Source organism: Variovorax sp. MSC1_012 (genome assembly GCF_023667525.1).
GTDB classification, from domain to species: domain Bacteria; phylum Pseudomonadota; class Gammaproteobacteria; order Burkholderiales; family Burkholderiaceae_C; genus Variovorax; species Variovorax beijingensis_B.
Window position 1 is genome coordinate 5,318,271 of sequence record NZ_CM174443.1, and the last position, 24,613, is coordinate 5,342,883.

Below are 24,613 nucleotides of genomic sequence, written 5' to 3' on the forward strand. Positions count from 1 at the left end.
GAACAGAACCATGTTGGTCTTCGCGTTTTCCCGGCCCCTGGCGTCCTGCATTGCCGCATCGATGGCACTGGCCTTGCCGATGTGCGCAGCGGTGGCCCAGCCGGCCGGCCCGCAAGCCGGCAGCGCCACCCAGCAAGCGCTCGCGCGGCAAAGCTGCGAGGGGCTGCGGCGGGCGGTTGCGGAGGACCAGAAGGGCGCGGCTTCCGGACCGCTGTTCCTCGCCAGCTACCGCGTCGCAGATCCGAAGCAGGGCACGCCGCTCGAACCCGCATTGGCGGGCGCCGCCTTCACCTATGACAACGCGCTGGCCGGCATCGCGCTCTTGGCCTGCAACGACGCGGCCTCGGCCCGGCGCATCGGCGATGCGGTGGTGCGCGCGATGGAGCGCGACCCGAACACAGCCGACGGGCGCGTGCGCAACGCCTACCGCGCCGGCCCGATGACCGAGGAAAAGGCCGCGCTGCCGGGGCGCTGGGATACGGCCAAGAACCAGTGGATCGCCGATGCCTACCAGGTGAGCACGGCCACCGGCAACGTGGCCTGGGCCGCCTTGCTGCTGCTGAACCTGAACGAGGCCGAGCCCTCGCCCGCCTACCTGGCGGGCGCACGCCGGCTGCTCGGCTGGATCGAGCAGCGCACCCGCGCGCGCAACGCGCCCGACGGCTACAGCGGCGGCTGGTACGGCTGGGACAACGCGCAGCGCGCCCAGACCTGGAAATCCACCGAGCACAACATCGACATCGCAATGGCGGCCGCCTGGGCGGCCAGGCGCGCCGGCGGGCAGGCCGAAGCCGAGCGCCAGCAGGCGCGCACCGCGCTCGACTTCGTCAACCGCATGTGGAACGCATCGGAGCAGCGCTTCAACATCGGCACCAAGGAAGACGGCGCCACCATCGCCACCGACGGCTCCGGCCTGGATGCCCAGCTGTGGCCGCTGCTGGCGGCGCCCGAAGGTTCCTGCCCCTGGATGCGGGGGCTCGACTGGGTGGAGAAGCACCATCGCTTCGGCGAAGGCTACGGCTTTTCGCGCAGCCCCGATGGCATCTGGACCGAGGGCACCGCCCAGGCGGCCGCCACGCTGGTGGCGCGCAAGGGCGCGGCGCCCGAGGCCCTGTGGCAGCTGCTGGCGTCGCAGCGTGCCGGCAACGGCCTGTACTACGCCACTCCCAGTGCCCGCATATCGACCGGGCTGGCCATCGGCCCCGACTCGACCGGGGCCGACTTCTTCTACTACCGCTGGCCACACTTGGGCGCGACTGCCTGGATCGCGCTGGCCGCCACGGGGTTCAACCCCTTCACCGGCAAGACCGCCGCAACAGGAGCTACGCCACCATGTCCCACCTGATCGCCACACCGGAGTTCCAGCTCAACGCACTCGTTGCGGGCCTGGCCCTCCTCCTGATGACGTGGGGGCGGATCGACCGCACCTCCCACCGCGTGCTGTTCGGCGCGCTGACCGCGCTGCTGCTGATGCGCTATGCCGTCTGGCGCGTGGTTGCGACCATGCCGCCTTCGGACCTCGGCTTCGAGACCCTGTTCGCCTGGGTGTTCCTGTGCTTCGAGCTGACGGCCATCGTCTACACGCTGATGTCCATCCACATGCTGGTCCGGCGGCGCGACAACCACCAGCTGGCCGACCGCGGCGAAGCGCTGCTGCGCGGCCGCGGCGCGCAGGTACCGGCGGTGGACGTCTTCATCTGCACGTACAACGAAGAGCTGGCCGTGCTGGAGAAGACCATCATCGCCGCGCAGGCCATCGACTACCCGAACCTGAACGTGTGGATACTTGACGACACCCGGCGCGACTGGCTGCGCGAGTATTGCGAACGCAAGGGCGTGCATTACGCGCGCCGGCCCGACAACAGCCATGCCAAGGCCGGCAACCTCAACAACGGCCTGCGGCTGTCGGCGGGCGTGACCAATGCGCCCTACATCCTGGTGCTCGATGCCGACTTCGCGCCGCAGCGCCAGATCGTCTACCGCATGCTGGGCCTGTTCGCGGACCGCAAGGTCGGGCTGGTGCAGACGCCGCAGTTCTATTACAACGCCGACCCCATCCAGCACAACCTGCGCGCCACCGACAGCTGGGTGGACGAGCAGCGCGTGTTCTTCGATGTGCTGCAGCCCGCCAAGGATGCCGCCGATTCGGCCTTCTGCGTGGGCACCTCCTTCATCGTGCGGCGCGACCTGATCACCGCCGCGGGCGGCTTTCCGGTGGGCAGCGTGTGCGAAGACATCCACACCACCTACCTGCTGCTGCGGCACGGCCACATCACGCGCTGGCTCGGCGAGCGGCTGTCGAACGGCCTGTCGGCCGAGAGCATCATCGACTACATCAACCAGCGCAGCCGCTGGTGCCTGGGAACGGTGCAGCTCGCGCTGCTGCCCGACGGCCCGCTGCGCGGCCGGGGCTTCAGCTTCCCGGCGCGGATGCACTTCCTGCACGGGCTGCTGCACTGGCTCGGCAAGCCGTTCATGGCGATGGTCATGCTGGCGCCCGCGCTCTACTGGTATGCCGGGGTCTCGGTGTTCCATGCCACGCCGCAGGCCTTCGCGGCCTACGGGCTGCCGCCGCTCATGATGTTCTGGGCCTACAGCTACTGGATCAGCGGGCGGCGCTGCCTGCCCGTGTTCAGCGAGGTGAGCCAGCTGGTGGCGGCCATGGCCGTCACCAGCACGCTGGCCAGCGCCATGCTGCGGCCCTTCGGGCGGCCCTTCAAGGTCACGAACAAGGGGCTGGACCGCACCAAGACCGTCGTGCACTGGAAGCTGGTCGCGATGTTCGGCGGGCTTCTGCTGGCGCTGCAGCTCGGCGGCGCGTCGGTCGCCTTGAGCGGCGAGGCGCTCACGCCGGGCGACGAGCTCAACCTGGTGTGGACCGGCATCGCACTGCTGCTCTGCCTGGCTGCGCTCATGGCCTGCGTCGACCTGCCGCGGCCGGAGCAGGAAGAGCGCTTTCCCTGGCGCGCGCGCACCCGGGTGCGCACCGCGGCGGGCGAGGGCGAATCGCGCTTCGTCAACATCGCGGCCGACGGCGCGCTGCTGGAAGCCAAGGCCCCGCTGAAACGCCTGCGCGTGGGACAGCCGCTGGAGGTCTACGTCGAACCGGTGGGATGGCTCCCGGCCCGCCTGGCCGCCAGGAGCTCCGCGGGCGCCGAGCTGCGCTTCGCCGGCACCGAGGCCCAGCGCGAGCAATTGGTGAGCCACGTGTTCAACGTGCCGCCGAGCCACGTCGCGGTCCAGGTGCGGCCATGGAAGGCCGCCTCGGCCTTGCTGGCGAGCGCGGGCTTCGGCTCTCCCGGCGCGGGTTTCGTGCGCCTGGCCCTGCGGCTGCTGCTGCTGGTGCTGGCGACCTGCGTGGTGCTGGTGGTGAGCGGATGCAATCTCACGCCGCCGCTCAAGCAGCCCGACCTCACGGTGCCTTCGCAATGGCCGGCCGGCACCACGGCGCCGAACGCGGAACCCGTCGACTGGCGCAGCTTCGTGCAGGACGACGAACTGCGCGGGCTCATCACCACCGCCCTCGCGCAGAACCGCGACCTGCGCGCCTATGCCGCGCGTGCCCGCGAAGCCCGGGCCGTGTATGCCGGCAGCCGCGCCTCGCTGTTTCCGCAGATCGGCCTGTCGGGCCATGCCCAGCGGGCGCAGACCACCCCGCAGGGCTCGCTCAGCCCGCTGGGCAACGTGCCGACCGATGGCCGGGTGTCCAGCAGCTTCGACATCCAGGCCGGTGTCACGTCGTACGAGCTCGACTTCTTCGGCCGCCAGCAGAGCGCGACCCAGCAGACCGGCTCGCTGGCCGAGGCGGGCAACAAGGACTTTGCGGCTGCGCACATGAACCTGGTGGGAGAGGTGTCGAATGCCTACCTCACGCTGCGCGCCGACCGCGCCCTGCTCGCGCTGGCCAATGCCAACGAGTCAGGCCTGGCCGCCAATGCCGACATGATCGGGCGCGCCAAGGCGGTGGGCGGCGCGGCGCAGCTGGACGTCTACCGCGCGCAGTCGCTGCTGCAGAACGCCCGCGTGAAGCAGGAAGAATTCCGCATGCGCGTCGCGCAGGATCTGCAGTGGCTGAACGTGCTCGTCGGCCAGCCGGTGTCGCCCGAAACGGGCAGCGCCCGGCCCTGGCCGCAGCGCTCCACGGCACAGGTGGCGGCGGGCCTGCCGTCCAGCCTGCTGCAGCGCCGGCCCGACCTGCTGGCGGCCTATTCGCGTGTCGAGGCCGCCAATTCGGGCGTGGGCGCGGCCAAGGCCGCGATGCTGCCGACCATCTCGCTCACCGCGCTCGCGGGCGGCGTGAGCCGGGAGCTGTCGACGCTGCTGAGCAGCGGCAACAGCAGCTGGGCCGGGGTGCTGGGGGTGTCGCTGCCGCTGTTCGACTGGGGCCGCCGTTCGGCCAACATCACGGCCAACGAGGAGCGGCTGGCAGCGGCCATGGCCTCCTACGAGCATGCGGCGCAAATGGCATTCCGCGAGACCGCCAATGCCCTGATCGCCGATGACCACCTGCGCCCGCAACTGGAGGCGCAGCAGGCCCGCGTGCAGGCGCTGGAGAAGGTGGCGAACATTGCGCGCACGCGCTTTCGCAGCGGCCTGGAAGACTACTTCGCGAGCCAGGACGCCCAGCGCGAGCTCTATGCCGAGCAGCAGCAGCTGATCGAGCTGCAGCTCAAGGAGGCCGTGAACATGGTCAACCTCTACAAGGCGGTGGGCGGAGGGTGGCAGGGCGCTCAGGCTTGATGAGCGCCCCGGGGTCAGGTCCCCTGGTTGATGGCGTCCTTCAGCGCCTTGCCTGCCGCGAATTTCGCGCTCTTGCTCGCCTTGATCGTGATCTGCTCGCCGGTCGACGGATTGCGGCCGGTGCGCTCGGCACGGTCGGCCACGCTGAAGGTGCCGAAGCCGATCAGTTGCACCGTCTCCCCACGCACCAGGGCGCGCGAGAGTTGTTCGAGCGCCGAGTCGAAGGCGCGGCCGGCGTCGGCCTTGCTGAGGTTGGTGTCTTCTGCGATGGCGGCGATGAGTTCGGTCTTGTTCAAAACAGGAATTCCTTTCGATAGAACATTTGTGAAAACCACGGATGGTCGTACCCGAGTTTGACCGAATGCGGCGGCCAGATTCCCGCCCGGGCCTGCAGATGTGCTTCTAAATCTGCGGACCTGTGACGGATGTCCGCTTCCCGCATTCGTGAAGTACTAGGCAGAACGGGGGGTTGGTTACTGTTTCTCACGTAAACCAAAGTCGATCGTGAAGCATTTCCTGTCTAAATGTTAGTAGTTCACATATCTTGTGGCCTCGCTGACGGCCAAGGCGCCCATCCGAAGCAGCGCCTGACAATTTCAACCAAGGAGTCCGCATGAAAAAAACCGCCGCCACCGTGATCTTCTCGTTTGCAATGACCTTGCTCCTGAGCGCCTGCGTCGTGGTGGACCCGGGGCCAGGGCCCGGCAAGGGCGGCTTCTGCCCTCCTGGACAAGCCAAGAAGGGCAACTGCTGACCCGGTGTTCCCGGACCGCAAGCCCGATTCCGGCCGGGAACACGAAGCCGCCACCTCAATGACATCTGCACACACGCTCCGCCAGAACCGGATCGCGCTCGTGGACTCCGACGCCCTGCAACGCATGTGCACCGGCAGTTCGCTGAAAGCCATCGGCATCGACCACGCCTCCTTCGAGCATCTTCATGGCCTGATCAACGCCGCCCGCGAAGGACGGCGCTTCGATGCCATTCTTCTTGGACTGCACGCGGATGCAGCGCAGGTCGTGGCGCTCATTGCCGACGTGTGGAGTGCGCTCGGCCAGCGCGTTCACGTGTTCTTCATGGCGCATCCGACCGAACTGCCCCACGCGCGGGAGGCGCTTTCGCGGTCGGCTGTCAGCGGATGGCGTTCGCAGGTGATTCTTTCCCCCGCGAGCGATGCCGAATTGCGTGCGGTCTTTCATGGAAAGGAATTCCATGCTTAGCCCGTTCCTCGGAGACCTGAGTCCGGACGAGCCGGCTCCACCGCCCGCGCGGCCGGCCTGGCTGGCCTTGCTGCCTGTGCTCCTGTACGTTCTGGCGACCATTTCCTTCCTGGCCATGGCCATGCGTGTGCCGAACATCGTTGCCGCGGCCCTGTTCGTGACCGCAGCCATCGTGTCGCTCGGAGCGGGCCTCATTCTCGGCTTGAGCCTGTGGCTCTTTCCGGAGCTTCCGCGCTAGTGTTCTTCTGCCGATTCGCAACGACAACGATGAACAAGCCCCAACCGTCGATCTTCCGCATCCAGGACTGGCGCGCAACACTGATTGCCGCCCTGGTCGGCTTCCTGATCGTGATGGCAATCGTCATGAAGTGGCTGGTCGAATTCCAGGTTTCGGCGGCGCAGGAACGCCGATCGCTCGAGGCGCTTGCCCGCCGGGCCGAGGCGCAGTGCTTCGGACTCGCAACGCATCGCGCAACGCAGGCCTGCCTGGCGCAGCGAGCGGTCCAGGCCAACCTCGCAAAATAGAAAGCCCCTTGCGGGCAGCAGGCCCGCGGCGCCGCTAGCGTGCCCTGGGCTGCCTGCCAGCCTTCGGCTTCTGGCGCGCGGCAGCCTCCAGCGGCGCGCACTCCGCGAACTCCTGCGAGCCCATGTTCAAGAGCGGCAGCAGCGCGGCAGCGGGCGCCACCGCGCCCAGCGCAATCGCCGAACCCAGCTTGAGCGCCACGGCGCCCTTGTCGACGCCGACGTCGGGGTTCTTGAAGGTGCCCTTGACGTACAGCGGCGAGCGCAGCGAAAGAACGCGCAGCGCCTTGTTCCGCGGCTGGATTTCCAGCGCGAGCTGTTCCCTGGAAAGATCGATGAGCCCGCTCACGTTGATGACCGATTCGTCCGTGTCCAGCACGAAGGAGCGCGTCTGCATGACGCCCTGCGTCACCTTGAAGTCGCTCGCCAGGCAGTTCAGCTGGACCTGCCTGTCGCCAAACAGCTGGGTCGCCACCACGCTGCCGATGTTCAACCCCATGGCCTCGAGCAGGAACTTGCTCATCGTGCCCTTGCTCACCAGCGCCTTCACCTCGCCGTTCGAAGTGCCCAGCAAGGCCGCGACGGAGTTGCCGGAGGCGGACAGCGCAGCGTCGCCGCCGACTTCGCCCAGGCTGGCCTGCATGGTGTCCAGCGTCGGAAAGAGTTCCTTGATCCGGAGCCGGCGCGCCGAGAGCTGCAGGTTGGCGCGGATCGGGTTCTGGCTGCCATCGAGCTTGACCGTGGCCGCCAGGGTGCCGCCCGCCACGCCAAAGCTCAATGGCGTGAGCGAGAGCACGCTGTCCTTCAGGTGAAGATCCGCCACCAGGCTGTCGATGGGCAGGTCCTTTGCATGGAAGATCTTGCGACCGGCAAACTTGACGTCCGCATCGATGCTGCCCCAGCTTGCGGTGTCGAACTTCTCCACCGGCAGCACCTTGCCCGCCGGCTGGACGGCCGCGGCTCCCCGCTTGGCCTTGCTCGCGTTCGAATCGGCGCCGATCAGCGGCGCCAGGTCTTCCAGCCGCAGCTGGTTGGATTGCACCTGGCCGCGCAGCAGCGGCCGCGGCTGCTGCGAGATGTATTCCAGCGTGCCCGCAATGTCGCTGGCGCCCACGCGGCCCTTGAAGTTCTCGTACAGCCAGCGTCCGCCGGCCTTGTCGAGCTTGCCGACCAGATGGCCTTCGGTGCTGAACGGAGGCGTGTTGGGCAGCGTGATGCCGGTGATCGGGTACAGGTGCGCCATGCTCGCGCCCGAAAGCTTGAGCCGCAGGTCCAGCGCCGCCAGCGCATCGGGCTTGGTCAGCGTGCCGGCGATGTCGATGCGCGTGGCGCCGATCTGCACGCCGGCCTGCAGCGGGTAGGGCTTCGTGTCCTGCTGTAGCGAGAGCACGGCGCCGGCCTTGCCGCTTCCCTGCACGGGCGTCTGGCGGAAGGTGCCGCTGAGCTTCCATCCGACGCCATAGCCTTCGGCGCTTTCCTTGGGCAGGCTGTCGATGTCGACCTTGAGGTTGAGCTTTTCCGTCGCATCGGCGAGCTTCACCGTGCCATGGCTCAGCACCAGCCGCTGCAGGTCGAGCTTCCAGCTCGAGGGCTCCGCGTTGCCAGCTGCCAGCGTCCAGTTGTTCTTGCCGTCCGCGGTGCGTTCGAGAGAAAGAACCGGACCGGCGAGTTCGAGCGTGGGAATGCGGATCGTGCGGTTCAGCAGGGGCAGCGGGTTCAGCGAGAAAGTCAGCTGCCTGATCTCGGCCAGGTGCGGGCCGGTCTTGCCCCAGTCGGCATTGCCCAGGGTGATGTCCTGTGCGCTCAGCCTGGGCCAGGGCACCCAGCGGCGCCAACCCGTTTCGGCTTCGGGGCGATTCCACTGCAGGACCAGGTCGCCGCGGATCGCGAACGGGCGGCCTGTCGCTTCGCTCACGCGCTGGTTGATCCACGGCCTGGCGCGGTTCCAGTCGAAGCTCAAGGCGACCGCGATGCACAGCGCCACCAGGGCCGACAGGAGAAGCAAGCCCCAGCCCACGGCGCGGGGAAACATCGATGATTTCATTTTCACTCCCTTGAGACGGCCCTTGCGCAATGCAGCCATTGCAGGGCACTGTACCTTCCGCAGCCCTGCGCGAGCTGCGGATGGCAGCCAGGGAGTGAGTCGCCCCGGGGGCGGCGCGTTCACGAGGGGCGGCCGATGCCGGCGCCCGATCGTGAAAAATTTCACTTCGAGCGCGCTTCGATCAGGCTTCTATCGCAGCACCAGCACCGGAATGTGCGAGTGGGTCAGCACGTGCAGCGTCTCGCTGCCCATCAGCAGCCGCGCCAGGCTGCGCCGGCCGTGCGAGGCCATCACGATCAGGTCGCACTGCTGGTTCTTGGCTGTCGCGATGATGGCTTCGGCCACCTGGTTGGACTTCATGACGATGGCCTGCGCGCTGCGCACGCCTTTGGCGATGGCGGCGCTCCTGACCGCATCGACCAGACGCTGGGCGGACTGCTCCACCTGTTCTTGCGAGGCTTCGATTTCGCGCTGGTTCAGCACCATCGAGCCTTCGAAATAGCCATAGGGCTGGAGGTGCGTGACGGTGACGCTGACCAGCTCGGCACCCGCCAGCAGGGCCAGGTCGATGGCGGTGGCGACCGCCTGTTCGGAGAGCGAAGAGCCATCGGTGGCGACGAGAATACGCTTGTACATGGCCGACTCCTTGGCCCCCGGCACTGCGGGTGCCTTCGCATTTCAGTCTAGTTCGCGGGTGTGGGCGCTACAAGCAAGGAAGCTGGGCTGCCGCCCCTAATCGCGAGCCAGGGGCAGGAGCCCGCGCCGCGGCGCCCTGGCAGCGCGGCCGGCACCCGATTCAGAGAATCGAGCGGAAGGAGCCGCCCTCGACACGCACCGCGGCGCCGTTGGATGCCGCGCCCAGCGGGCTGGCGAGCAGCGCCACCATGGCCGCGATTTCGTCGGCTTCGATCATGCGGGCGATCAGCGAATTGGGCCGGTAGGTCTGGAAGAAATGGGCTTCGATCTGCTCATCGGTCATGCCGGCGCGCGGTGCCGTCTGCCGCAGGTAGTCCACGATGCCTTCGGAGCGGGTGGCCGCGGGCAGCACGCTGTTGACCGTGACGCCCGTGCCCTTGGTCAGTTCGGCCATGCCGCGCGACACCGCGAGCTGCGCCGACTTGCTGACGCCGTAGTGCACCATGTCCGGCGGCGTGAATGCGCCGACCTCGCTCGACATGAAGATCACCCGGCCCCAGTTCTTCTGCAGCATGCGCGGGAAATAGTGGCGCGACAGGCGCACGCCCGACATCAGGTTGACCTCGATCATGCGACGCCAGTCTTCGTCGGTGATTTCGGCGAAGGGCTTGGCCTCGTAGAAGCCGAGGTTGTTCACGAGGATGTCCGTGTCCGGCTGCGCTTCGATCAGCGCCGCCACGCCTTCGGCAGTGCTCTGGTCGGCGACCACCGTTCTCACTTCGCTGCCGGGTGCGGCGACGAGGATTTCGGCCGCTGCTGCGTCGAGCTTGCCGCGGCTGCGACCGGTGAGGGTGACCGATACGCCCTCACGAGCCAGCGTACGGGCGATGGCCAGTCCGATGCCAGCCGTGGCGCCTGTGACGATGGCCGTCTTGCCCTTGAGCTGCATGTCCATGATGGGTATTCCTGTGGGTGCGGGTTATTTCGCGAGGCGCTTGAGCATTTCGTTGGCCACGCCAACCGCCGAGGCGGGGTTCTGGCCGGTAATGAGCTCACGGTCGATCACGACGTTCGAAGTGAACGGGACCTTGTTGCTGCTGTAGGCGCCGCCGGCCTGCTGCAGCGCGGTCTGCGGGTAGAACTTCATCACGCCACCTTGGAGCAGTCCCTTGGCCAGTTCTTCCTCCTGGTTGCTGATCACGGTCATGCGATAGCCGGCATAGATCCATTTGGGGCGCTGCTCGACGGTGCCGCGGACCGCCAACCGGGTCGTGAAGCCTTGCGCATCGGACAAGGTCGAGAGCAGGGCGATCGGACCGTGGCACACGAGCGCCGTGGTCTTGTTGCGTGCATGGAAGTCCGCGAGCAGCCGGCCCAGTTCGGGGCTGGTGAGCAGATCCTGCATGGGCGCGTGGCCGCCCGGAACATAGACCGCATCGAAATGCGCGTAGCCGATCTGTGCGACGCGCGAGAGGCTCATCACCGGCGAGTCCGTGCGCGAGGTGAGCTTCAGCTTGTCGAGCAGCGCCTTGTGCAGTTCCATGGCGGACACGTCGCCGTCGAAGTACATCTTGTCGACCGATGACGCATCCACCGTGGGCGCATCGCCGCGCGGCGTCGCGAAAGTCACTTGATGGCCGGCCTCCAGCAGCAGCTTCACCGGCTGCATCAACTCGTTCAGGTAGAAGCCGGTGGCGAAGACCTTGCCGTCCTTCAGGTCGAGGTGATCGGAGTCCGACAGGACGACCAGCACGTTGGCGGCCTGGGCGCCGAGTGCGCAAAGGCCGAGCAGCGCAGCGGCGGCGAGGGGACGTAGAACGGAGGGGGATGCGGTGGTGGAAGTCATGAGTCGACTGTATTGATGGTTGCCAAGGCGATAAACTGGCGCCCAAGGAAAACATTAGTTCTTCAGGAGACAATATGGGGCGAAGATTCGATCACCTGGGAGATGTGGAAACCTTCGTCACAGTGGTCGAGAAGGGCTCCATGACGGCCGCTGCCGTGGCGCTGGCCACCACGCCGTCGGTGCTCAGCCGCGCCATCACCCGGCTGGAAACGCGGCTTGGCGTGCAGCTGCTGCGCCGCACGACGCGGCGCCTGGGCCTCACCGAAGAGGGGCGCGCCTACCTGGAGCAGTCGCGCGCGGCTTTTGCGCTGATCGACGATGCCGAGCGGGCGATGCAGGGCCAGGGCGACGCGCTGGCGGGCAGCGTGCGCCTGAGCGTGCCCACCACCTACGGCCACCACCGGCTGCCGGCGCTGCTGCAGCGGTTTTCCGCGCAGCATCCGCAGGTGCGCGTCGAATTGAGCATCACCAACCGCAACGTGGACCTCGTGGCCGAGGGCTACGACCTCGCGATCCGGCTGGGCCAGCTGCCCGACAGCGGCCTTGTCGCGCGCAAGCTCGAGGACGCGCCAATGTGCCTGCTCGCGGCACCGGGCTACATCGAACGCGCGGGCGCGCCGGGCAGCGTCGCCGAACTCGCGCGCCACAGCTGCCTGCCCTTCGTGATGCCGAGCACCGGCCGCGTGTCGCCCTGGCTGCTGCGCGAGCAGGGGCGCGACGTGGACTGGCTGCCGCATGGCGCCCTGCAGGTGTCGGACGACGTGCTCGGCGTGGTTTCGCTGGCGCTGAGCGGCATGGGCATCTGCCAGACCTACGACTTCATCGCACGCGACCTTGTTGCGCAGGGCCGGGCCGTCGAGGTGCTGGCGCAGGCGCGCGGGCGCACGCGGCCGTTTTCAGTGATCTATGCGCCGCACCGGCGGCTCTCGTCCGCTTCGCGCGCGCTGATCGATTCGCTGGCGGGAAACGCTCAGCCCGGCCCCGGCGCCTCCCACGCAACCCCCACGCCGTAGACGGAGCGGATCCAGTCGTGCGACGGCGTGACGGCGCCGAGCTTGCGCCGCAGGTTCTTGATGTAAACGGCTCGCTCAGGCCGCGTCGAGCATGCCGCGCTTCTCGATGAACGCCACCACCTCGGCCACGCCGGTGTGGGTCTTGAGGTTGGTCATCACGTAGGGCCGCTGGCGGCGCATGCGCTGCGTGTCCTGCTCCATCACGTCGAGGTTCGCGCCGACGTAGGGGGCGAGGTCGGTCTTGTTGATGACGAACAGGTCGCTCTTTGTGATGCCGGGGCCGCCCTTGCGCGGAATCTTCTCGCCGGCCGCCACGTCGATCACGTAGATCGTCAGGTCCGACAGCTCGGGGCTGAAGGTGGCCGCGAGGTTGTCGCCGCCCGATTCGACGAACACCACATCGGCATCGGGAAAGTCCTCCAGCATGCGGTCGATGGCCTCGAGGTTGATGGAGGCGTCTTCGCGGATGGCGGTGTGCGGGCAGCCACCGGTCTCCACGCCCATGATGCGTTCGGCGGGCAGGGCGCCGGCCACGGTCAGCAGGCGCTGGTCTTCCTTGGTGTAGATGTCGTTGGTGATGGCGACGAGGTCGTACTTGTCGCGCATGGCCTTGCAGAGCATCTCGAGCAGCGTGGTCTTGCCCGAGCCGACCGGGCCGCCAATGCCCACGCGCAGCGGCGGCAGTTTCTTGGTGCGGTGGGGAATGTGGTGCAGGGCGGAGGTCATGAGGGGTGTCCGGTTCGGTCAGCTTCGAAAGAGGCGCGAGTATTGTGTTTCATGCCGTGCCGACAGCACGGCCAGGAGGGGCGCAAAGGCCTGGCGCTCGTCGTCGCCAAGCTGCATTGCGCGCTCGACAGCGGCGGGAATCTCGTTGGCCATCCGCGCCAGGATGCGCTGGCCCGCGCTCTGGCCCAGCGGCACGGCCTTGACCGCCGCGGCCACCATGTTCTCGGCCCAGCCGAACGCAAAGGCCAGGCAGCCGTCGTGCGCGGAGGCGCCAGTGCGGCTCGCGGCGAAGGCAAAGGCGACGGGATAGCTTGCGGGCAGGCCGGCAAAAACGGCAGCTGTGTCGTCGTGGTGCAGCTTGAGCCATTCGACGAAGGAGCGGCCCATCTGCTCGGTCTGCAGGAAGAACTCGGCCGATTCGCGGGTGGTCATCACCCATGTGTTGAGTTCGCGGATGCGCGCTGCGTCCCCCGCGCGCCAGGCCGGGATGGCCTGCGCCACGAGCGCGAGGTCGCCGCGCGCGAAGCTCAGGTGCAACTGGTCGGAGAGCCACTCGATGGCCTTGGCTTCGGAATCGATGCCGGCCCATTCGACGGCCGCCTCGACGCCTTCCGAATAGGAAAAGCCGCCGACGGGCAGGGCGGGGGAGGCGAGCCAGATGAGCTGCAGGAGGCTATGGGGGTCGGGCATGTCAGCTCTTTGCCGGGCGTTGTGTTCGGGCGTGCGTGTGGTGAACGCTCTTGTTCAGGGCGTGTGCACAGGCCACCGGGTACTCCCCTCCGCGAATGTCCTCCGGCCTTCGGCCTCCCCCTTTATTTCGCTGCGGGGAGCACCCGATGCCCTGTGCACCTGGGCACGCTGTCGGTTCGCGGACGATCAACGACTGCTCTGGATAACGATCGCGTCGATGGTGTGCTCTGCGCAGCGAAATCAAGGAGGAGGCCGCAGGCCGGGGGACATTCGCTTCGCCGCGCACACCGTCGGCGTGATCGCGCCCCGAATGACGCACAACGCACCGAGTCGATCTCATTTCAGTGAGAGTGCTCGTCATGGCCGTGGCCGTGATCGTGCGAATGGTCATGCTCATCGAGCAGTTCCGGTGCGAGCACGAGCGGCTTCGGGCCTTTGCTGCTGCCGTGCGCGTGGCCATGGTCGTGCGCGTGGTCGTGGCCGGCGCCGTGCGAATGCTCTTGCGAGCCATAGGCGCCGCCCTCGGGCTCGAAGGCTTCCTCGACCGCGACGACGATCAGGTGCATCGAGCGCAGCATGTCGGCCAGCACATGGTCGGGCTCGATCTTCAGGTGGTCGGGCTTGAGCTCGATCGGCACGTGCCGGTTGCCCAGGTGATAGGCCGCGCGCGTCAGGTCGAACGGCGTGCCGTGGGCCGTGCAATGCGTGATGCGCAGCACCGGCTGCGGCGCCGCGATCACGCGGACCAGCGAGCCGTCCTCGGCCACCAGCACGTCGCCGCCGCGCACGGCGGTGCCGCGCGGCAGGAACACGCCGATCTGCCGGCCCTGCGAATCGGTGGCGTCGAAGCGGCTCTTCTGGCGCACGTCCCAGTCGAGTTCGATGGTGGCGGCACGCTTGAGCAGCACGGGCGCAAGGCCGCGGCCTTGAGGCATGAGTTTGTTGGCGGTGAGCATGGGGACTTGCTTTCAACGGGAAGACGCCGATAATATAACGTCTGTTATAACTTTGGAGCCCTTCATGTCGGCACTCAAATTGACCCAGATCGGCAACTCCGTGGGGGTGATTCTTCCCAAGGAAGTGCTGGCGCGGCTCAAGGTGGAAAAGGGCGATACGCTGTTCCTGACCGAGGCCGCCAATGGCGTCACCCTGACGCCGTACGACCCCGATGTCGAAGAACAGCTGAAGCTGGGCCGCGAATTCATGCGCGAATTCCGCGACACCTTCCACCAGCTCGCCAAATGAGCGCCTGGCGCTGGATCGACGGGCGCACCCTGATACTGTTGCATGATGAAAGCCTCGCCGAGCACGGCGGGGCCTCGGGCCTGCGCGACGAAACGATGTTGCAGTCCGCACTGGCACGCCCGCTCCACCTCGTGAGTTATGGATCGCCCGACGTGGCCGACCTCGCGGCGGCCTACGGCGTGGGACTGGCCAAGAACCATCCGTTCGTCGACGGCAACAAGCGCGCGGCCTTCCTGTCCGTCGGTCTGTTCCTTGCGCTGAACGGCCAGCGCCTGGTGGCGACGCAGGCCGAGGCCACGCTGGTGATGCTCGACCTGGCCGCCAGCGCCATGGACGAAAGCAGCTTTGCCAGCTGGATCCGTGGCCACATGGCGCCCCGTTCGGCCTGAGGCCTGCGGCATCTAGAACAGGAAATACCGCTGCGTCAGCGGTAGCTGCACCGCCGGATCGCAGGTCAGCAGATGCCCGTCGGCGCGCACCGCGTAGGTCTGCGCATCGATCTCCATCTTGGGCGTGTAGCCGTTGTGGACCAGGTCCTTCTTGCGCACGTTGCGGATGTTCTTCACTGCGCTCAGGTGCTTTGCCAGGCCGTAGCGTTCCTTGATGCCCGCGGCCAGCCCGGCCTGCGAGACGAAGGTCAGCGAGCTCCTGGCGAGCGAGCCGCCGTAGCTGCCGAACATCGGGCGGTAGTGCACCGGCTGCGGCGTGGGGATCGACGCGTTGGGATCGCCCATGGCGGCCATGGCGATGGTGCCGCCCTTGATGAGCGTGAAGGGCTTCACGCCGAAGAAGGCGGGTTTCCAGATCACGATGTCGGCCCATTTGCCGACCTCGATCGAGCCCACCTCGTGCGCAATGCCGTGCGAGATGGCGGGGTTGATCGTGTACTTGGCCACGTAGCGCATGGCACGGAAGTTGTCGTTGCGCTCGTTGTCTTCGGGAAGCTTGCCGCGCTGCAGCTTCATCTTGTGCGCGGTCTGCCAGCAGCGCAGCACCACTTCGCCGACGCGGCCCATGGCCTGGCTGTCGGAGCTGAACATGCTGATCGCGCCCAGGTCGTGCAGCACGTCCTCGGCGGCAATGGTTTCCTTGCGGATGCGCGATTCGGCAAAGGCCAGGTCCTCGGCAATGCCGGCGTCCAGGTGGTGGCACACCATGAGCATGTCGACGTGCTCGTCGAGCGTGTTCACGGTGTAGGGCATGGTGGGGTTGGTGGAGGAGGGCAGGAAGTTCTCCTCGCCCACCACGCGCAGGATGTCCGGCGCATGGCCGCCGCCCGCGCCTTCGGTGTGGAAGGCGCAAATCGAGCGGCCGCCCACAGCGGCAATGGTGTTCTCGACAAAGCCCGATTCGTTGAGCGTGTCGCTGTGGATCGCCACCTGCGTGTCGGTGGCGTCGGCCACGTCCAGGCAATTGCTGATGGCCGAAGGCGTGGTGCCCCAGTCTTCATGCAGCTTGAGCCCGATGACGCCGGCTTCGATCTGCTCGTGCAACGCATCGGGAAGGCTCGCATTGCCCTTGCCGAGGAAGCCCAGGTTCATCGGGAACGCGTCGGCCGCCTGCAGCATGCGCTCGATGTGCCAGGGGCCGGGGGTGGCGGTGGTGGCGAAGGTGCCGGTGGCGGGGCCGGTGCCGCCGCCCAGCATGGTGGTGATGCCGGAGGCGAGCGCTTCCTCGATCTGCTGCGGGCAGATGAAGTGGATGTGGCTGTCGATGCCGCCGGCCGTGACGATGTTGCCCTCGCAGCTGATGATCTCGGTGCCGGGGCCGATGACGATGTCCACGCCCGGCTGCACGTCGGGGTTGCCGGCCTTGCCGATGGCGGCGATGCGCCCGTCCTTCAGGCCGATGTCGGCCTTCACGATGCCCCAGTGGTCGAGGATCAACGCGTTGGTCAGCACGGTGTCGACCGCACCTTGGGCCCTGGTGCGCTGCGACTGCGCCATGCCGTCGCGGATGGTCTTTCCGCCGCCGAACTTCACTTCCTCGCCATAGCCGCCGGCGCGCAGCGTGTAGTCGGCCTCGACCTCGATCAGCAGGTCGGTGTCGGCGAGCCGCACCCGGTCGCCCACGGTGGGACCGAAAATTTCTGCATAGGCGCGTCGCCCGATGGTGGCCATTTTTTAGAGCTTCCCTTGAACGAGGCCGCGAAAGCCGTAGACGATGCGGTCGCCCGAAAAATCGACGAGCTCGACCGTGCGCTGCTGGCCCGGCTCGAAGCGCACTGCGGCGCCCGAGGCGATGTTCAGCCGCATGCCGCGCGCGGCCGCGCGGTCGAAGCCGAGCGCGCCGTTGGTTTCGGCGAAGTGGTAGTGAGAGCCGACCTGGATCGGCCGGTCGGCGGTGTTCTGCACCACCAGCGTGAGCGTGCGGCGGCCCGGGTTGAGCGTATGCTCGCCCGCGTCGTCGGTGATGAGTTCGCCGGGAATCATGGTGGCGGCGCCTTTCAGGCGAGGGCCTGGGAAAGCAGCGTGGCGCCCAGCGCCACCACGGCCGCGCCCGCCGCGCGCGGCAGCCAGGCATTGGCATGGCGCAGCGACCAGCCGAGCGCGATGCCTGCCAGGTGCAGCAGCACGGTGGCGCCGACCATGCCTGCCAGTGTCAACGCCGCGCCCTGCCCGCCCGCGAGTTCGTGGCCGTGCGCCACGCCGTGGAAGACGGCGAACACGCCCACCAGCGCCGCGGCCGCTGCGGCCGGCAGATGGATGCGCGTGACCACCAGCAGGCCCAGCACCAGCAGCGAAGCCGCGATCATCGGCTCGACCGCCGGCAGCTGCACGCCCGCCAGCCCCATCAGCGCGCCCACGAGCAGCATGCCCGCGAAGGCCAGCGGCGCCCATAGCAGGTCGGGCCAGGCGCGGCGCGCGGCCAGCGCGCTCCAGAGGCCGACCGCGACCATGGCCGCCAGATGGTCGGCACCGGTCAGCGGGTGCAGGAAGCCGGTGGCGAAGCCGTGGTGCACGCCGCCGTCGGCGCCGGTGTGGGCGCCGGCCGCGAGCGGCAGCAGCATGGCAATGAGGGCAAGGGTCTTGGAAGCGTTGTGGCGCATGGCAGGCTTTCTTGTTCCGGAGGGCGAATCAGACGATGGGTTGGTGGACGGTGACCAGCTTGGTGCCGTCGGGAAAGGTGGCTTCCACCTGGATGTCCGGGATCATCTCGGCGATGCCGTCCATCACGTCGGCGCGGGTGAGCACGGTGCGGCCCTCGCTCATCAGCGCCGCCACGCTCTTGCCGTCGCGCGCGCCTTCCATCACGGCGGCGGAGATCAGCGCGACGGCTTCGGGATAGTTGAGCTTCAGCCCGCGCGCCTTGCGGCGTTCGGCCAGCAGCGCTGCGGTGAAGATCAGCAGCTTGTCTTTTTCGCGCGGGGTCAGTTCCATGGGAGGCGGCTTCGGGTGGCGGGGAGGTCGGCCATTATTGGGCAGGCTTCGTCTTTGCAACAGTCGTGCCGGTGTTCGCCAAAAGACGTATGGATGGCACGAAAGATGCACCGAAACGGTGTGAACCCGGACGCCGCCACCCCCAGCCCCGACGACGCGCCCCAGCGCATCGTCAAGGTGCGGCGCGACTACAACAGCTGGGTGGCGAGCGAGACGCTCGAGGACTACGCGCTGCGCTACACGCCGCAGCGCTTTCGCAAGTGGTCCGAATGGCGCGTGGCGAACACGGCCTTCGGGGCCGCGTCTTTCCTGATATTGGAGGCGGTGGGCGCGACGCTGCTGGTGCAGTACGGCTTTGCCAACGCGTTCTGGGCCATCGTGGCGACGGGGCTCATCATCTTCCTGGCGGGCCTGCCGATCAGCGTGTATGCCGCGCGCTACGGCGTCGACATGGACTTGCTCACGCGCGGCGCGGGCTTCGGCTACATCGGCTCCACGCTCACCTCGCTGATCTATGCCTCGTTCACCTTCATCTTCTTCGCGCTCGAGGCGGCGGTGATGGCCTATGCGCTCGAGCTCGCGCTGGGCGTGCCGCCGGTCTGGGGCTACCTGGTGTGCGCGCTGGTGGTGATTCCGCTGGTGACCCACGGCGTGTCGGTCATCAGCCGGCTGCAGCTGTGGACGCAGCCGCTCTGGCTGGTGATGCTGGTGGTGCCTTTTGTCTTCGTGCTGGTGCGCGATCCCGGTGCGTTCGCGGGCATCGTGCACTACAACGGGGTGAAGGCGGGCGCCAAGGGCTTCGACCTGCACCTGTTTGGCGCGGCGCTGACCGTCGGCATTGCCTTGATCACCCAGATGGGGGAGCAGGCCGACTACCTGCGCTTCATGCCCGCGCGCACCGCCGCGGGCGCCCGGCGCTGGTGGGCCGGCGTGCTGGCCGGCGGGCCGGGGTGGGTGGTGCTGGGCGTGTTCAAGATGCTGGGCGGCGCGCTGCTGGCCTACCTGGCGATCACGCACATGGTGCCGGTCGAGCGCGCGGTCGATCCCAACCAGATGTACCTGGCGGCCTACGAGTACGTGTTTCCGAACTACGGCTGGGCCGTGGCCGCGACCGCGCTCTTCGTGGTGATCTCGCAGCTCAAGATCAACGTGACCAACGCCTATGCCGGCTCGCTGGCGTGGAGCAATTTCTTCTCGCGCGTGGCGCACAGCCATCCGGGGCGCGTAGTGTGGGTGGTGTTCAACGCGCTCATCGCCTTCATGCTGATGGAGATGAACGTGTTCGAGGCGCTGGGCGACGTGCTCGGCCTGTTCGCCAACATCGCCATCGCCTGGATGATGGCGGTGGTGGCCGACCTGGTCATCAACAAGCCGCTGGGCCTGTCGCCGCCAGGCATCGAGTTCAAGCGGGCCCACCTGTGGGACATCAATCCGGTGGGCGTCGGCGCGATGGCGCTGGCCTCGGTGCTGTCGATCACCGCGCACCTGGGCGTTTTCGGGCCGCTCGCGCAGGCCTTCTCGGCGCTCATCGCGCTGGGCACGGCGCTGGTGGTTTCGCCGCTAATCGCCTGGGCGACTGGTGGCAAGTACTACCTGGCGCGGGGTTCGGTGGGCCATGGTGCGGTCGCCTTTGCGCCGGCCTCGGGCCCGCGCGCGGTTCGCTGGGCGCGTGTGGAGAACGACGTGGATGAGCGCGACGCCGATGGCAGCTACCAGCGCCTCAAGGTGCAGCACTGCGTGATCTGCGAACGCGAGTACGAAGGCCCCGACATGGCTCACTGCCCGGCCTACCAGGGCGCGATCTGCTCGCTGTGCTGCACGCTCGACGCGCGCTGCGGCGACCTGTGCAAGCCGCATGCGAGCCTGTCGGCGCAATGGTCCTCGGTGCTGCGCTGGCTGCTGCCGCGCTTCAGCTGGCGCTATCTCGACACCGGTCTCGGACACTTCCTGCTGCTGATGCTGATCATCGTGCCGGTGCTGGCGGTGGTGTTCGGCGTGCTCTATCAGCAGGAGCTTCGTGCATTGGGCGAAAGCGCGCTGCAGCTGGCCTCGCAGTCGCAGTCCGAGGTGGCCGAGGCGCTGGCCGGCGTGCAGCAGTCGGCGTTGCGCTCGGGCTTTCTGAAGGCGTACATGGCGCTGCTGGTGATTGCGGGCGTGGTGGCCTGGTGGCTGGTGCTGGCGCACCAGAGCCGGAGAGTCGCGCAGGAAGAATCGAACCGCCAGACCCATCTGCTGATGCGCGAGATCGAACTGCACCGCGCGACCGACCGGGCATTGCAGTCGGCCAAGCAGACGGCGGAGGAAGCGCGCGAAGTCGCCGAGCAGGCCAAGCTCGCGGCCGACGAGGCGCGGCGCGCCGCCGACCAGGCCAACCAGGCCAAGAGCCGCTACATCAGCGCCATCAGCCACGAGCTGCGCACCCCGCTCAACAGCATCCTGGGCTACGCGCAGCTGATGGGTGAGGACCCGTCCGTGCCGCCGCACCGCCAGCAGGCGGTGGCGGTGATCAAGCGCGGCGGCGAGCATCTGCTGTCGCTCATCGAGGGCACGCTGGCCATTGCGCACATCGAGGCCGGCAAGCTCACGCTGCATGCCAGGCCCATGCGCTTTGCCGACACGCTGCGCGAGCTGGCCGACATGTTCGAGCTGCAGGCGGCCGATAAGGGCCTGCGGTTCCGCTTCGAGACCACCGGCAGCTTGCCCGAGGTGGTGCGCGCCGACGAGAAGCGCGTGTGCCAGATCCTCATCAACCTGCTGGGCAATGCCATCAAGTTCACGGCCGCGGGCGAGGTGACGCTGCGGCTGTCGTATGCGCGCGAATTCGCCTCGGTCGAGATCGAGGACACCGGCCCCGGCATGACGGCCGAGGACATCGAGCGCATCTTCGAGCCCTTCACGCGCGGCGATGCGGCCGCGGCTGCGACGCCCGGCGCGGGGCTGGGCCTCACCATCGCCAAGATGCTGACCGACCTGATGGGCGGCGAGATGAAGGTGCGCAGCACACCCGGCGAAGGCTCGCTCTTCTGCGTGCGGCTCTTCCTGCCACGCGTGCACGACGCGGCCGGCGCCTCGGGCCGGCCGGCGCCGGTGCAGCCTGCGCGGCGCGGCTACGAAGGCCCGCGCCGGCGGCTGCTGGTGGTCGACAACGAGGAGGCCGACCGCGAGCTGCTCGGCCATGTGCTGGCGCCGCTCGGCTTCGAGCTGCGCAGCGCCGCCAGCGGCCATGATGCGCTCGACCTCATTGCGGCCGGCTTGCGGCCCGACGCGATGTTCGTCGACCTCGCGATGCCCGGCATCGACGGATGGGAGACGATCCGCCGCGCGCGCAGGCTCGGCCTGGCCGATGCCTGCGTGGCCATCGTCTCGGCCAATGCCTTCGACAAGGGCCTGGAGAACGACGTGGGCATTGCGCCCGAAGATTTCTTCGTCAAGCCGGTGCGCCACACGGAACTGCTCGACTGGCTCGAGCGCCGGCTCGGCCTGCGATGGACCGACACCGCCGCAAAACCGGCGCCCGCCGCCGCGGCGCGCACCATGCAGGCGCCATCGCTTTCGAGACTGCGCGCGCTCGACGAAGCGGTGAGCCTGGGCTACTTTCGCGGCATCATGAACCAGCTCGACGAAATCGACGCCGAACAGCCCGAATGCCTGGCCTGGACCGAGGCGCAGCGCGTGCTAGCGCGCCAGTTCCAGTTCGAGGCCATGAGCCGGGCGCTGGCAGCCGCAGTCAGCGCGGCCTGAAGAAGAACAAGTCCCATGGAAACCACACCACTTGCAAGAACGCTGCGGGAACAGGGCGCCAACAGCGACCTCGTGCTGATCGTCGACGACGTGCCCGACAACCTTGCGGTGCTGCACGATGCGCTCGACGAGTCGGGCTACACCGTGCTCATTGCCACCAACGGCGAACAGGCGCTGCAGCGCGCCGCGCAGGCGCGCCCCGACATCGTGCTGCTCGACGCGATGATGCCGGGCATCGACGGCTTCGAGGTGGCGCGCCGGCTCAAGGCCGATGCCGCGACGGCGCACATCCCGATCGTCTTCATGACCGGCCTCACCGAGACCGAGCACCTCGTGGCCGCGCTCGAGGCCGGCGGCGTCGACTACGTCACCAAGCCGATCAAGCCCAAGGAAGTGCTGGCCCGCATGAATGTGCACCTGCAGGGCGCCCGCCGCGCGCGGCAGGACGCGCGCCAGGCCGGCCAGGCGCGCAATGCGCTCGACGCCTTCGGCTACGCGAGCATCACGGTGCGCCTGCCCGAAGGCAAGCTGATCTGGCAGACGGCGCTCGCGCGCGAGCTGCTGCAGCGCTACTGCGACACCCGCGCGCCCGAAACGCCGCCCGTGGTGCTCGAATGGCTGCGTCGCCATGCGCCCGAGGCCAGGCAGCAGGGCATCGAGCCGCCGGCGCTTTCGATCGTGCAGGGCGCCGCCGGGCAGCCCCAGGTGCCGAGCGGGGCTGGAACGCCGAGCGCAAGCAGCCTCAGCCTGCGCCTGCATCGGCAGACCGGGCAGGACGACGACGGCGACGAGTGGATGATCGTCATGCGCGAGGTTTCCGACACCGCGGTGATCGAGGCCATGAGCCTGAGCCTGAAGCTCACGGCGCGCGAGGCCGAAGTGCTCTACTGGGTGGTGAAGGGCAAGACCAACAAGGACATCGGCGAGATCCTCGGCAGCAGCCCCGCCACCGCCAAGAAGCACCTGGAGCGGGTGTACGTGAAGCTCGGCGTCGAGACCCGAACGGCCGCCGCCGGCGTGGCCATCAAGCGCATCCGCGAGCTGCAGCCGCAGTTCGAGATCTGACAATCGGCCCTGCGGGCGCCGCCGCCGCGGTGACTTTTGCCATCCCTAGAATGCCGGGTCCTCGGGATGCTGGCGATGAAAAAGAACAGACGCAGAACAACAACGATTCGACGGCCGCAAGCCGCCTGGCCGCTGGTGGCTGCCTGCCTGCTGGCAGGCGCGGGTGCGCGCGCGGCAGGCCATTTCGACGTCGACGATGCCGGCACCCTCGACGCGGGCCAATGCCAGTACGAAGCCTGGTGGGGCCGCACCGGCACAGAACCGGTGAACGGGCTGCACATCGGGCCGTCCTGCCGTGTCGGGCCAGTCGAGCTCGGACTCAACGCCGACAGGCTGTCGGCGCAGGGCGTGCACTCGGTCACTGCGGGTCCGCAGCTCAAATGGAATTTCTTCGGATCCGCCGCCGATGCGCCGCTGAGCGCGGCGCTGTCGCTCGGCGCCGTGTTCGACCTCAGGCGCGGCGGCCGCGCCGGCGGGCAGCTGGTGCTCCCGTTCACATGGCGCCCGGCGGACAGCCTGCAGGTCCACGCCAACCTCGGCGCCGACTGGGCCACCGGAACCGGCACGCGCACGCCGCGCGGCGGGCTGGCGGCGGAGTGGGCGCTCGACGGCAAGGTCTCGCTGATCGTCGAGCGCAGCCGCGCATCGGGTGTGTGGACCTCGCGCGTCGGCGGGCGCTTCAGCCTCACGCCGCAGGTCAGCGTGGATGTGAGCGCCTCCAGGACGGGGCCCCGTGGCGTGTGCGGCTTCGTCGTGGGGCTGAACCACGAGTTCGGCTGGAAGTAGCAGAGAGAGGCGCGCGCGGCCTCAGCGCAGGTAGCGCAGGATGCGTTTTTCGTCTTCCGCCAGTTGCCGGCGCATGAGCGAAAGAAAGTCGCGCGCGGTGGTGGAAAGCACCTTGCCCGCGGGCAGCGCCAGCACGCACGAAAAGAACACGTCGACCGAGAGCCGGCGCACCACGAGCCCGCGCTCCGCGTAGTCGAGCGCGGTGATCGGGTTGACCAGCCCCACGCCCAGGCCGCGCACAGCCATCTCGCACACGCTGGCGGCGTAGGGCGTCTGCACCATCACCTGGAGCGCAGTGCCGCGCGCGGCCAGTGCGGTCTCGAGTCCGCGGTGCGAGGGATCCTCGGGGTTCAGCGCCAGGAAGGGCACCTGCGCGAGCTGTTCCGGCTCGACGCGCCTGAAGCGCGCCAGCGCATGGCCTTGCGGCATCACGACCACGCCGGGAAAGCGCGCGAAGGTCGAATGATCGATGCCTTCGAGCGGCAGTTCGTCGGCCATCAGGCCGAAGTCGGAGACGCCCTTTGCCACGCGATCGCGCACGTCCTTGGAACTGAGCACCTGCAGCGACACCTGCGGCCAGGGGCTGTCGCCACGCTGCGCCTTCAGGCGTTCCAGTGCGCGCGGCATGAAGCCCAGGCCGAAGGCCGGATAGCAGCTGAGCTCGAGCTGGTTGGTGCCGAAGTCGCGCAGGCTGCGCATGCGGTGCTCGATCGCCTCCATGCCGATGAAGACGCGCTCGACCTCGGTCCACAGCGCGTGCGCCTCGGGCGTGGGCACCAGCCGCCCGCCGGTGCGCTGGAACAGCAGCATGCCGGCCTGCGTCTCGAGCCGCTTGAGCGACTGGCTGATGGCGGGCTGCGTCACATGCAGCAGCGCCGCGGCCTTGCGGGTGGAGCCGGCGCGCATCAGGGCCCGGAACGTCTCTATCTCGGTGAAGCGCATCGATAAGTTTTCTTATC

At 68.1% G+C, this 24,613-nt stretch carries 25 protein-coding genes and 1 pseudogene; 12 read left to right on the top strand and 14 right to left on the bottom strand.

What is annotated here, in order from left to right; genetic code table 11:
* The first annotated feature begins 10 nt into the window (after nt 1-10).
* Nucleotides 11-1,345 carry a hypothetical protein gene (locus L1081_RS25065; RefSeq protein WP_489414553.1) on the top strand — a complete coding sequence of 445 codons (1,335 nt, stop codon included), beginning with the start codon at nt 11-13 and terminating at the stop codon, nt 1,343-1,345.
* Nucleotides 1,333-4,740, top strand: a complete 3,408-nt coding sequence (locus L1081_RS25070) for an efflux transporter outer membrane subunit (RefSeq protein WP_489414554.1) — start codon at nt 1,333-1,335, stop codon at nt 4,738-4,740. Before L1081_RS25065 ends, L1081_RS25070 begins: the two co-directional genes overlap by 13 nt.
* A 14-nt stretch (nt 4,741-4,754) precedes the next feature.
* On the opposite strand, the gene L1081_RS25075 is transcribed toward L1081_RS25070, so the two are convergent.
* Nucleotides 4,755-5,036: an HU family DNA-binding protein gene (locus tag L1081_RS25075; protein ID WP_489414555.1), complete on the bottom strand. Its 282-nt coding sequence runs from the start codon at nt 5,034-5,036 to the stop codon at nt 4,755-4,757.
* 317 nt (nt 5,037-5,353) lie between these two features.
* On the opposite strand from L1081_RS25075, the gene L1081_RS25080 reads away from it, so the two are divergent.
* From L1081_RS25080 to L1081_RS25095, 4 genes are read left to right on the top strand one after another with little or no spacing between them, the layout of a single operon-like run.
* A complete protein-coding gene (locus L1081_RS25080; RefSeq protein WP_319427529.1) occupies nt 5,354-5,494 on the top strand; it encodes a hypothetical protein in 141 nt (46 codons plus the stop codon).
* Between the two features lie 4 nt (nt 5,495-5,498).
* Nucleotides 5,499-5,960: a hypothetical protein gene (locus L1081_RS25085; RefSeq protein ID WP_489414556.1), complete on the top strand. Its 462-nt coding sequence runs from the start codon at nt 5,499-5,501 to the stop codon at nt 5,958-5,960.
* Entirely contained in the window at nt 5,953-6,198 is a 246-nt protein-coding gene (locus L1081_RS25090) for a hypothetical protein (RefSeq protein WP_489414557.1), read from the top strand. The genes L1081_RS25085 and L1081_RS25090 overlap by 8 nt, the downstream gene beginning before the upstream one ends.
* Nucleotides 6,199-6,227: 29 nt before the next feature.
* Nucleotides 6,228-6,485 carry a hypothetical protein gene (locus tag L1081_RS25095; protein WP_489414558.1) on the top strand — a complete coding sequence of 86 codons (258 nt, stop codon included), beginning with the start codon at nt 6,228-6,230 and terminating at the stop codon, nt 6,483-6,485.
* A 34-nt stretch (nt 6,486-6,519) separates the two neighbouring features.
* Here L1081_RS25095 and L1081_RS25100 read toward each other — a convergent pair whose 3' ends face one another.
* The 4 genes from L1081_RS25100 to L1081_RS25115 form a co-directional block, all read right to left on the bottom strand.
* Nucleotides 6,520-8,526, bottom strand: a complete 2,007-nt coding sequence (locus L1081_RS25100) for an AsmA family protein (protein ID WP_489414559.1) — start codon at nt 8,524-8,526, stop codon at nt 6,520-6,522.
* Nucleotides 8,527-8,715: 189 nt separating this feature from the next.
* Entirely contained in the window at nt 8,716-9,162 is a 447-nt protein-coding gene (locus L1081_RS25105; protein ID WP_489414560.1) for a universal stress protein, read from the bottom strand.
* Between the two features lie 160 nt (nt 9,163-9,322).
* Complete coding sequence (locus L1081_RS25110) at nt 9,323-10,117, bottom strand: SDR family NAD(P)-dependent oxidoreductase (protein ID WP_489414561.1); 795 nt, start codon at nt 10,115-10,117, stop codon at nt 9,323-9,325.
* Nucleotides 10,118-10,141: 24 nt separating this feature from the next.
* The gene (locus L1081_RS25115; RefSeq protein ID WP_489414562.1) at nt 10,142-11,008 is read right to left on the bottom strand and encodes a DJ-1/PfpI family protein; all 867 of its coding nucleotides are present in this window, start codon (nt 11,006-11,008) and stop codon (nt 10,142-10,144) included.
* 74 nt (nt 11,009-11,082) lie between these two features.
* Between L1081_RS25115 and L1081_RS25120 the strand changes: the two genes are divergently transcribed.
* The gene (locus L1081_RS25120) at nt 11,083-12,021 is read left to right on the top strand and encodes a LysR substrate-binding domain-containing protein (RefSeq protein WP_489414563.1); all 939 of its coding nucleotides are present in this window, start codon (nt 11,083-11,085) and stop codon (nt 12,019-12,021) included.
* Here the strand turns inward: L1081_RS25120 and L1081_RS25125 are convergent.
* The 4 genes and pseudogenes from L1081_RS25125 to ureE form a co-directional block, all read right to left on the bottom strand.
* A pseudogene (locus tag L1081_RS25125) lies at nt 11,979-12,083 on the bottom strand (response regulator); the annotation flags it as partial. The gene L1081_RS25120 and the pseudogene L1081_RS25125 overlap by 43 nt on opposite strands.
* Before the next feature lie 13 nt (nt 12,084-12,096).
* Entirely contained in the window at nt 12,097-12,747 is a 651-nt protein-coding gene (gene ureG / locus L1081_RS25130; RefSeq protein ID WP_021008924.1) for an urease accessory protein UreG, read from the bottom strand.
* A gap of 18 nt (nt 12,748-12,765) precedes the next feature.
* Entirely contained in the window at nt 12,766-13,437 is a 672-nt protein-coding gene (locus L1081_RS25135; protein ID WP_489414564.1) for an urease accessory UreF family protein, read from the bottom strand.
* 341 nt (nt 13,438-13,778) lie between these two features.
* Nucleotides 13,779-14,393, bottom strand: a complete 615-nt coding sequence (gene ureE / locus L1081_RS25140) for an urease accessory protein UreE (RefSeq protein ID WP_489414565.1) — start codon at nt 14,391-14,393, stop codon at nt 13,779-13,781.
* A 64-nt stretch (nt 14,394-14,457) separates the two neighbouring features.
* Between ureE and L1081_RS25145 the strand changes: the two genes are divergently transcribed.
* Both L1081_RS25145 and L1081_RS25150 read left to right on the top strand, forming a co-directional pair.
* Entirely contained in the window at nt 14,458-14,682 is a 225-nt protein-coding gene (locus tag L1081_RS25145) for an AbrB/MazE/SpoVT family DNA-binding domain-containing protein (protein ID WP_093023691.1), read from the top strand.
* Nucleotides 14,679-15,071, top strand: coding sequence for a type II toxin-antitoxin system death-on-curing family toxin (locus tag L1081_RS25150; protein ID WP_489414566.1), 393 nt, complete (start codon nt 14,679-14,681; stop codon nt 15,069-15,071). The genes L1081_RS25145 and L1081_RS25150 overlap by 4 nt, the downstream gene beginning before the upstream one ends.
* 12 nt (nt 15,072-15,083) lie before the next feature.
* On the opposite strand, the gene ureC is transcribed toward L1081_RS25150, so the two are convergent.
* Genes ureC through L1081_RS25170 form a run of 4 tightly spaced genes read right to left on the bottom strand, consistent with a single transcriptional unit; the run spans nt 15,084 to nt 18,062 of the window.
* Nucleotides 15,084-16,802, bottom strand: a complete 1,719-nt coding sequence (gene ureC / locus L1081_RS25155; RefSeq protein ID WP_489414567.1) for an urease subunit alpha — start codon at nt 16,800-16,802, stop codon at nt 15,084-15,086.
* Nucleotides 16,803-16,805: 3 nt separating this feature from the next.
* Nucleotides 16,806-17,114 (bottom strand): urease subunit beta, encoded by a 309-nt coding sequence (locus L1081_RS25160; protein WP_489414568.1) that lies wholly within the window; start codon nt 17,112-17,114, stop codon nt 16,806-16,808.
* A gap of 14 nt (nt 17,115-17,128) precedes the next feature.
* The gene (locus tag L1081_RS25165) at nt 17,129-17,731 is read right to left on the bottom strand and encodes a HupE/UreJ family protein (protein WP_489414569.1); all 603 of its coding nucleotides are present in this window, start codon (nt 17,729-17,731) and stop codon (nt 17,129-17,131) included.
* A 28-nt stretch (nt 17,732-17,759) separates the two neighbouring features.
* The gene (locus L1081_RS25170) at nt 17,760-18,062 is read right to left on the bottom strand and encodes an urease subunit gamma (protein ID WP_015867014.1); all 303 of its coding nucleotides are present in this window, start codon (nt 18,060-18,062) and stop codon (nt 17,760-17,762) included.
* A gap of 105 nt (nt 18,063-18,167) precedes the next feature.
* Here L1081_RS25170 and L1081_RS25175 point away from each other — a divergent pair, with 105 nt between their 5' ends.
* From L1081_RS25175 to L1081_RS25185, 3 genes are all read left to right on the top strand, one after another.
* Complete coding sequence (locus tag L1081_RS25175; RefSeq protein WP_489414570.1) at nt 18,168-21,803, top strand: ATP-binding protein; 3,636 nt, start codon at nt 18,168-18,170, stop codon at nt 21,801-21,803.
* Nucleotides 21,804-21,818: 15 nt separating this feature from the next.
* Nucleotides 21,819-22,868, top strand: a complete 1,050-nt coding sequence (locus L1081_RS25180; protein WP_489414571.1) for a response regulator — start codon at nt 21,819-21,821, stop codon at nt 22,866-22,868.
* Between the two features lie 75 nt (nt 22,869-22,943).
* Nucleotides 22,944-23,654: a PA4824 family protein gene (locus L1081_RS25185; protein ID WP_489414572.1), complete on the top strand. Its 711-nt coding sequence runs from the start codon at nt 22,944-22,946 to the stop codon at nt 23,652-23,654.
* 21 nt (nt 23,655-23,675) lie between these two features.
* On the opposite strand, the gene L1081_RS25190 is transcribed toward L1081_RS25185, so the two are convergent.
* Nucleotides 23,676-24,596 (bottom strand): LysR substrate-binding domain-containing protein, encoded by a 921-nt coding sequence (locus L1081_RS25190; RefSeq protein ID WP_489414573.1) that lies wholly within the window; start codon nt 24,594-24,596, stop codon nt 23,676-23,678.
* Nucleotides 24,597-24,613: the final 17 nt, after the last annotated feature.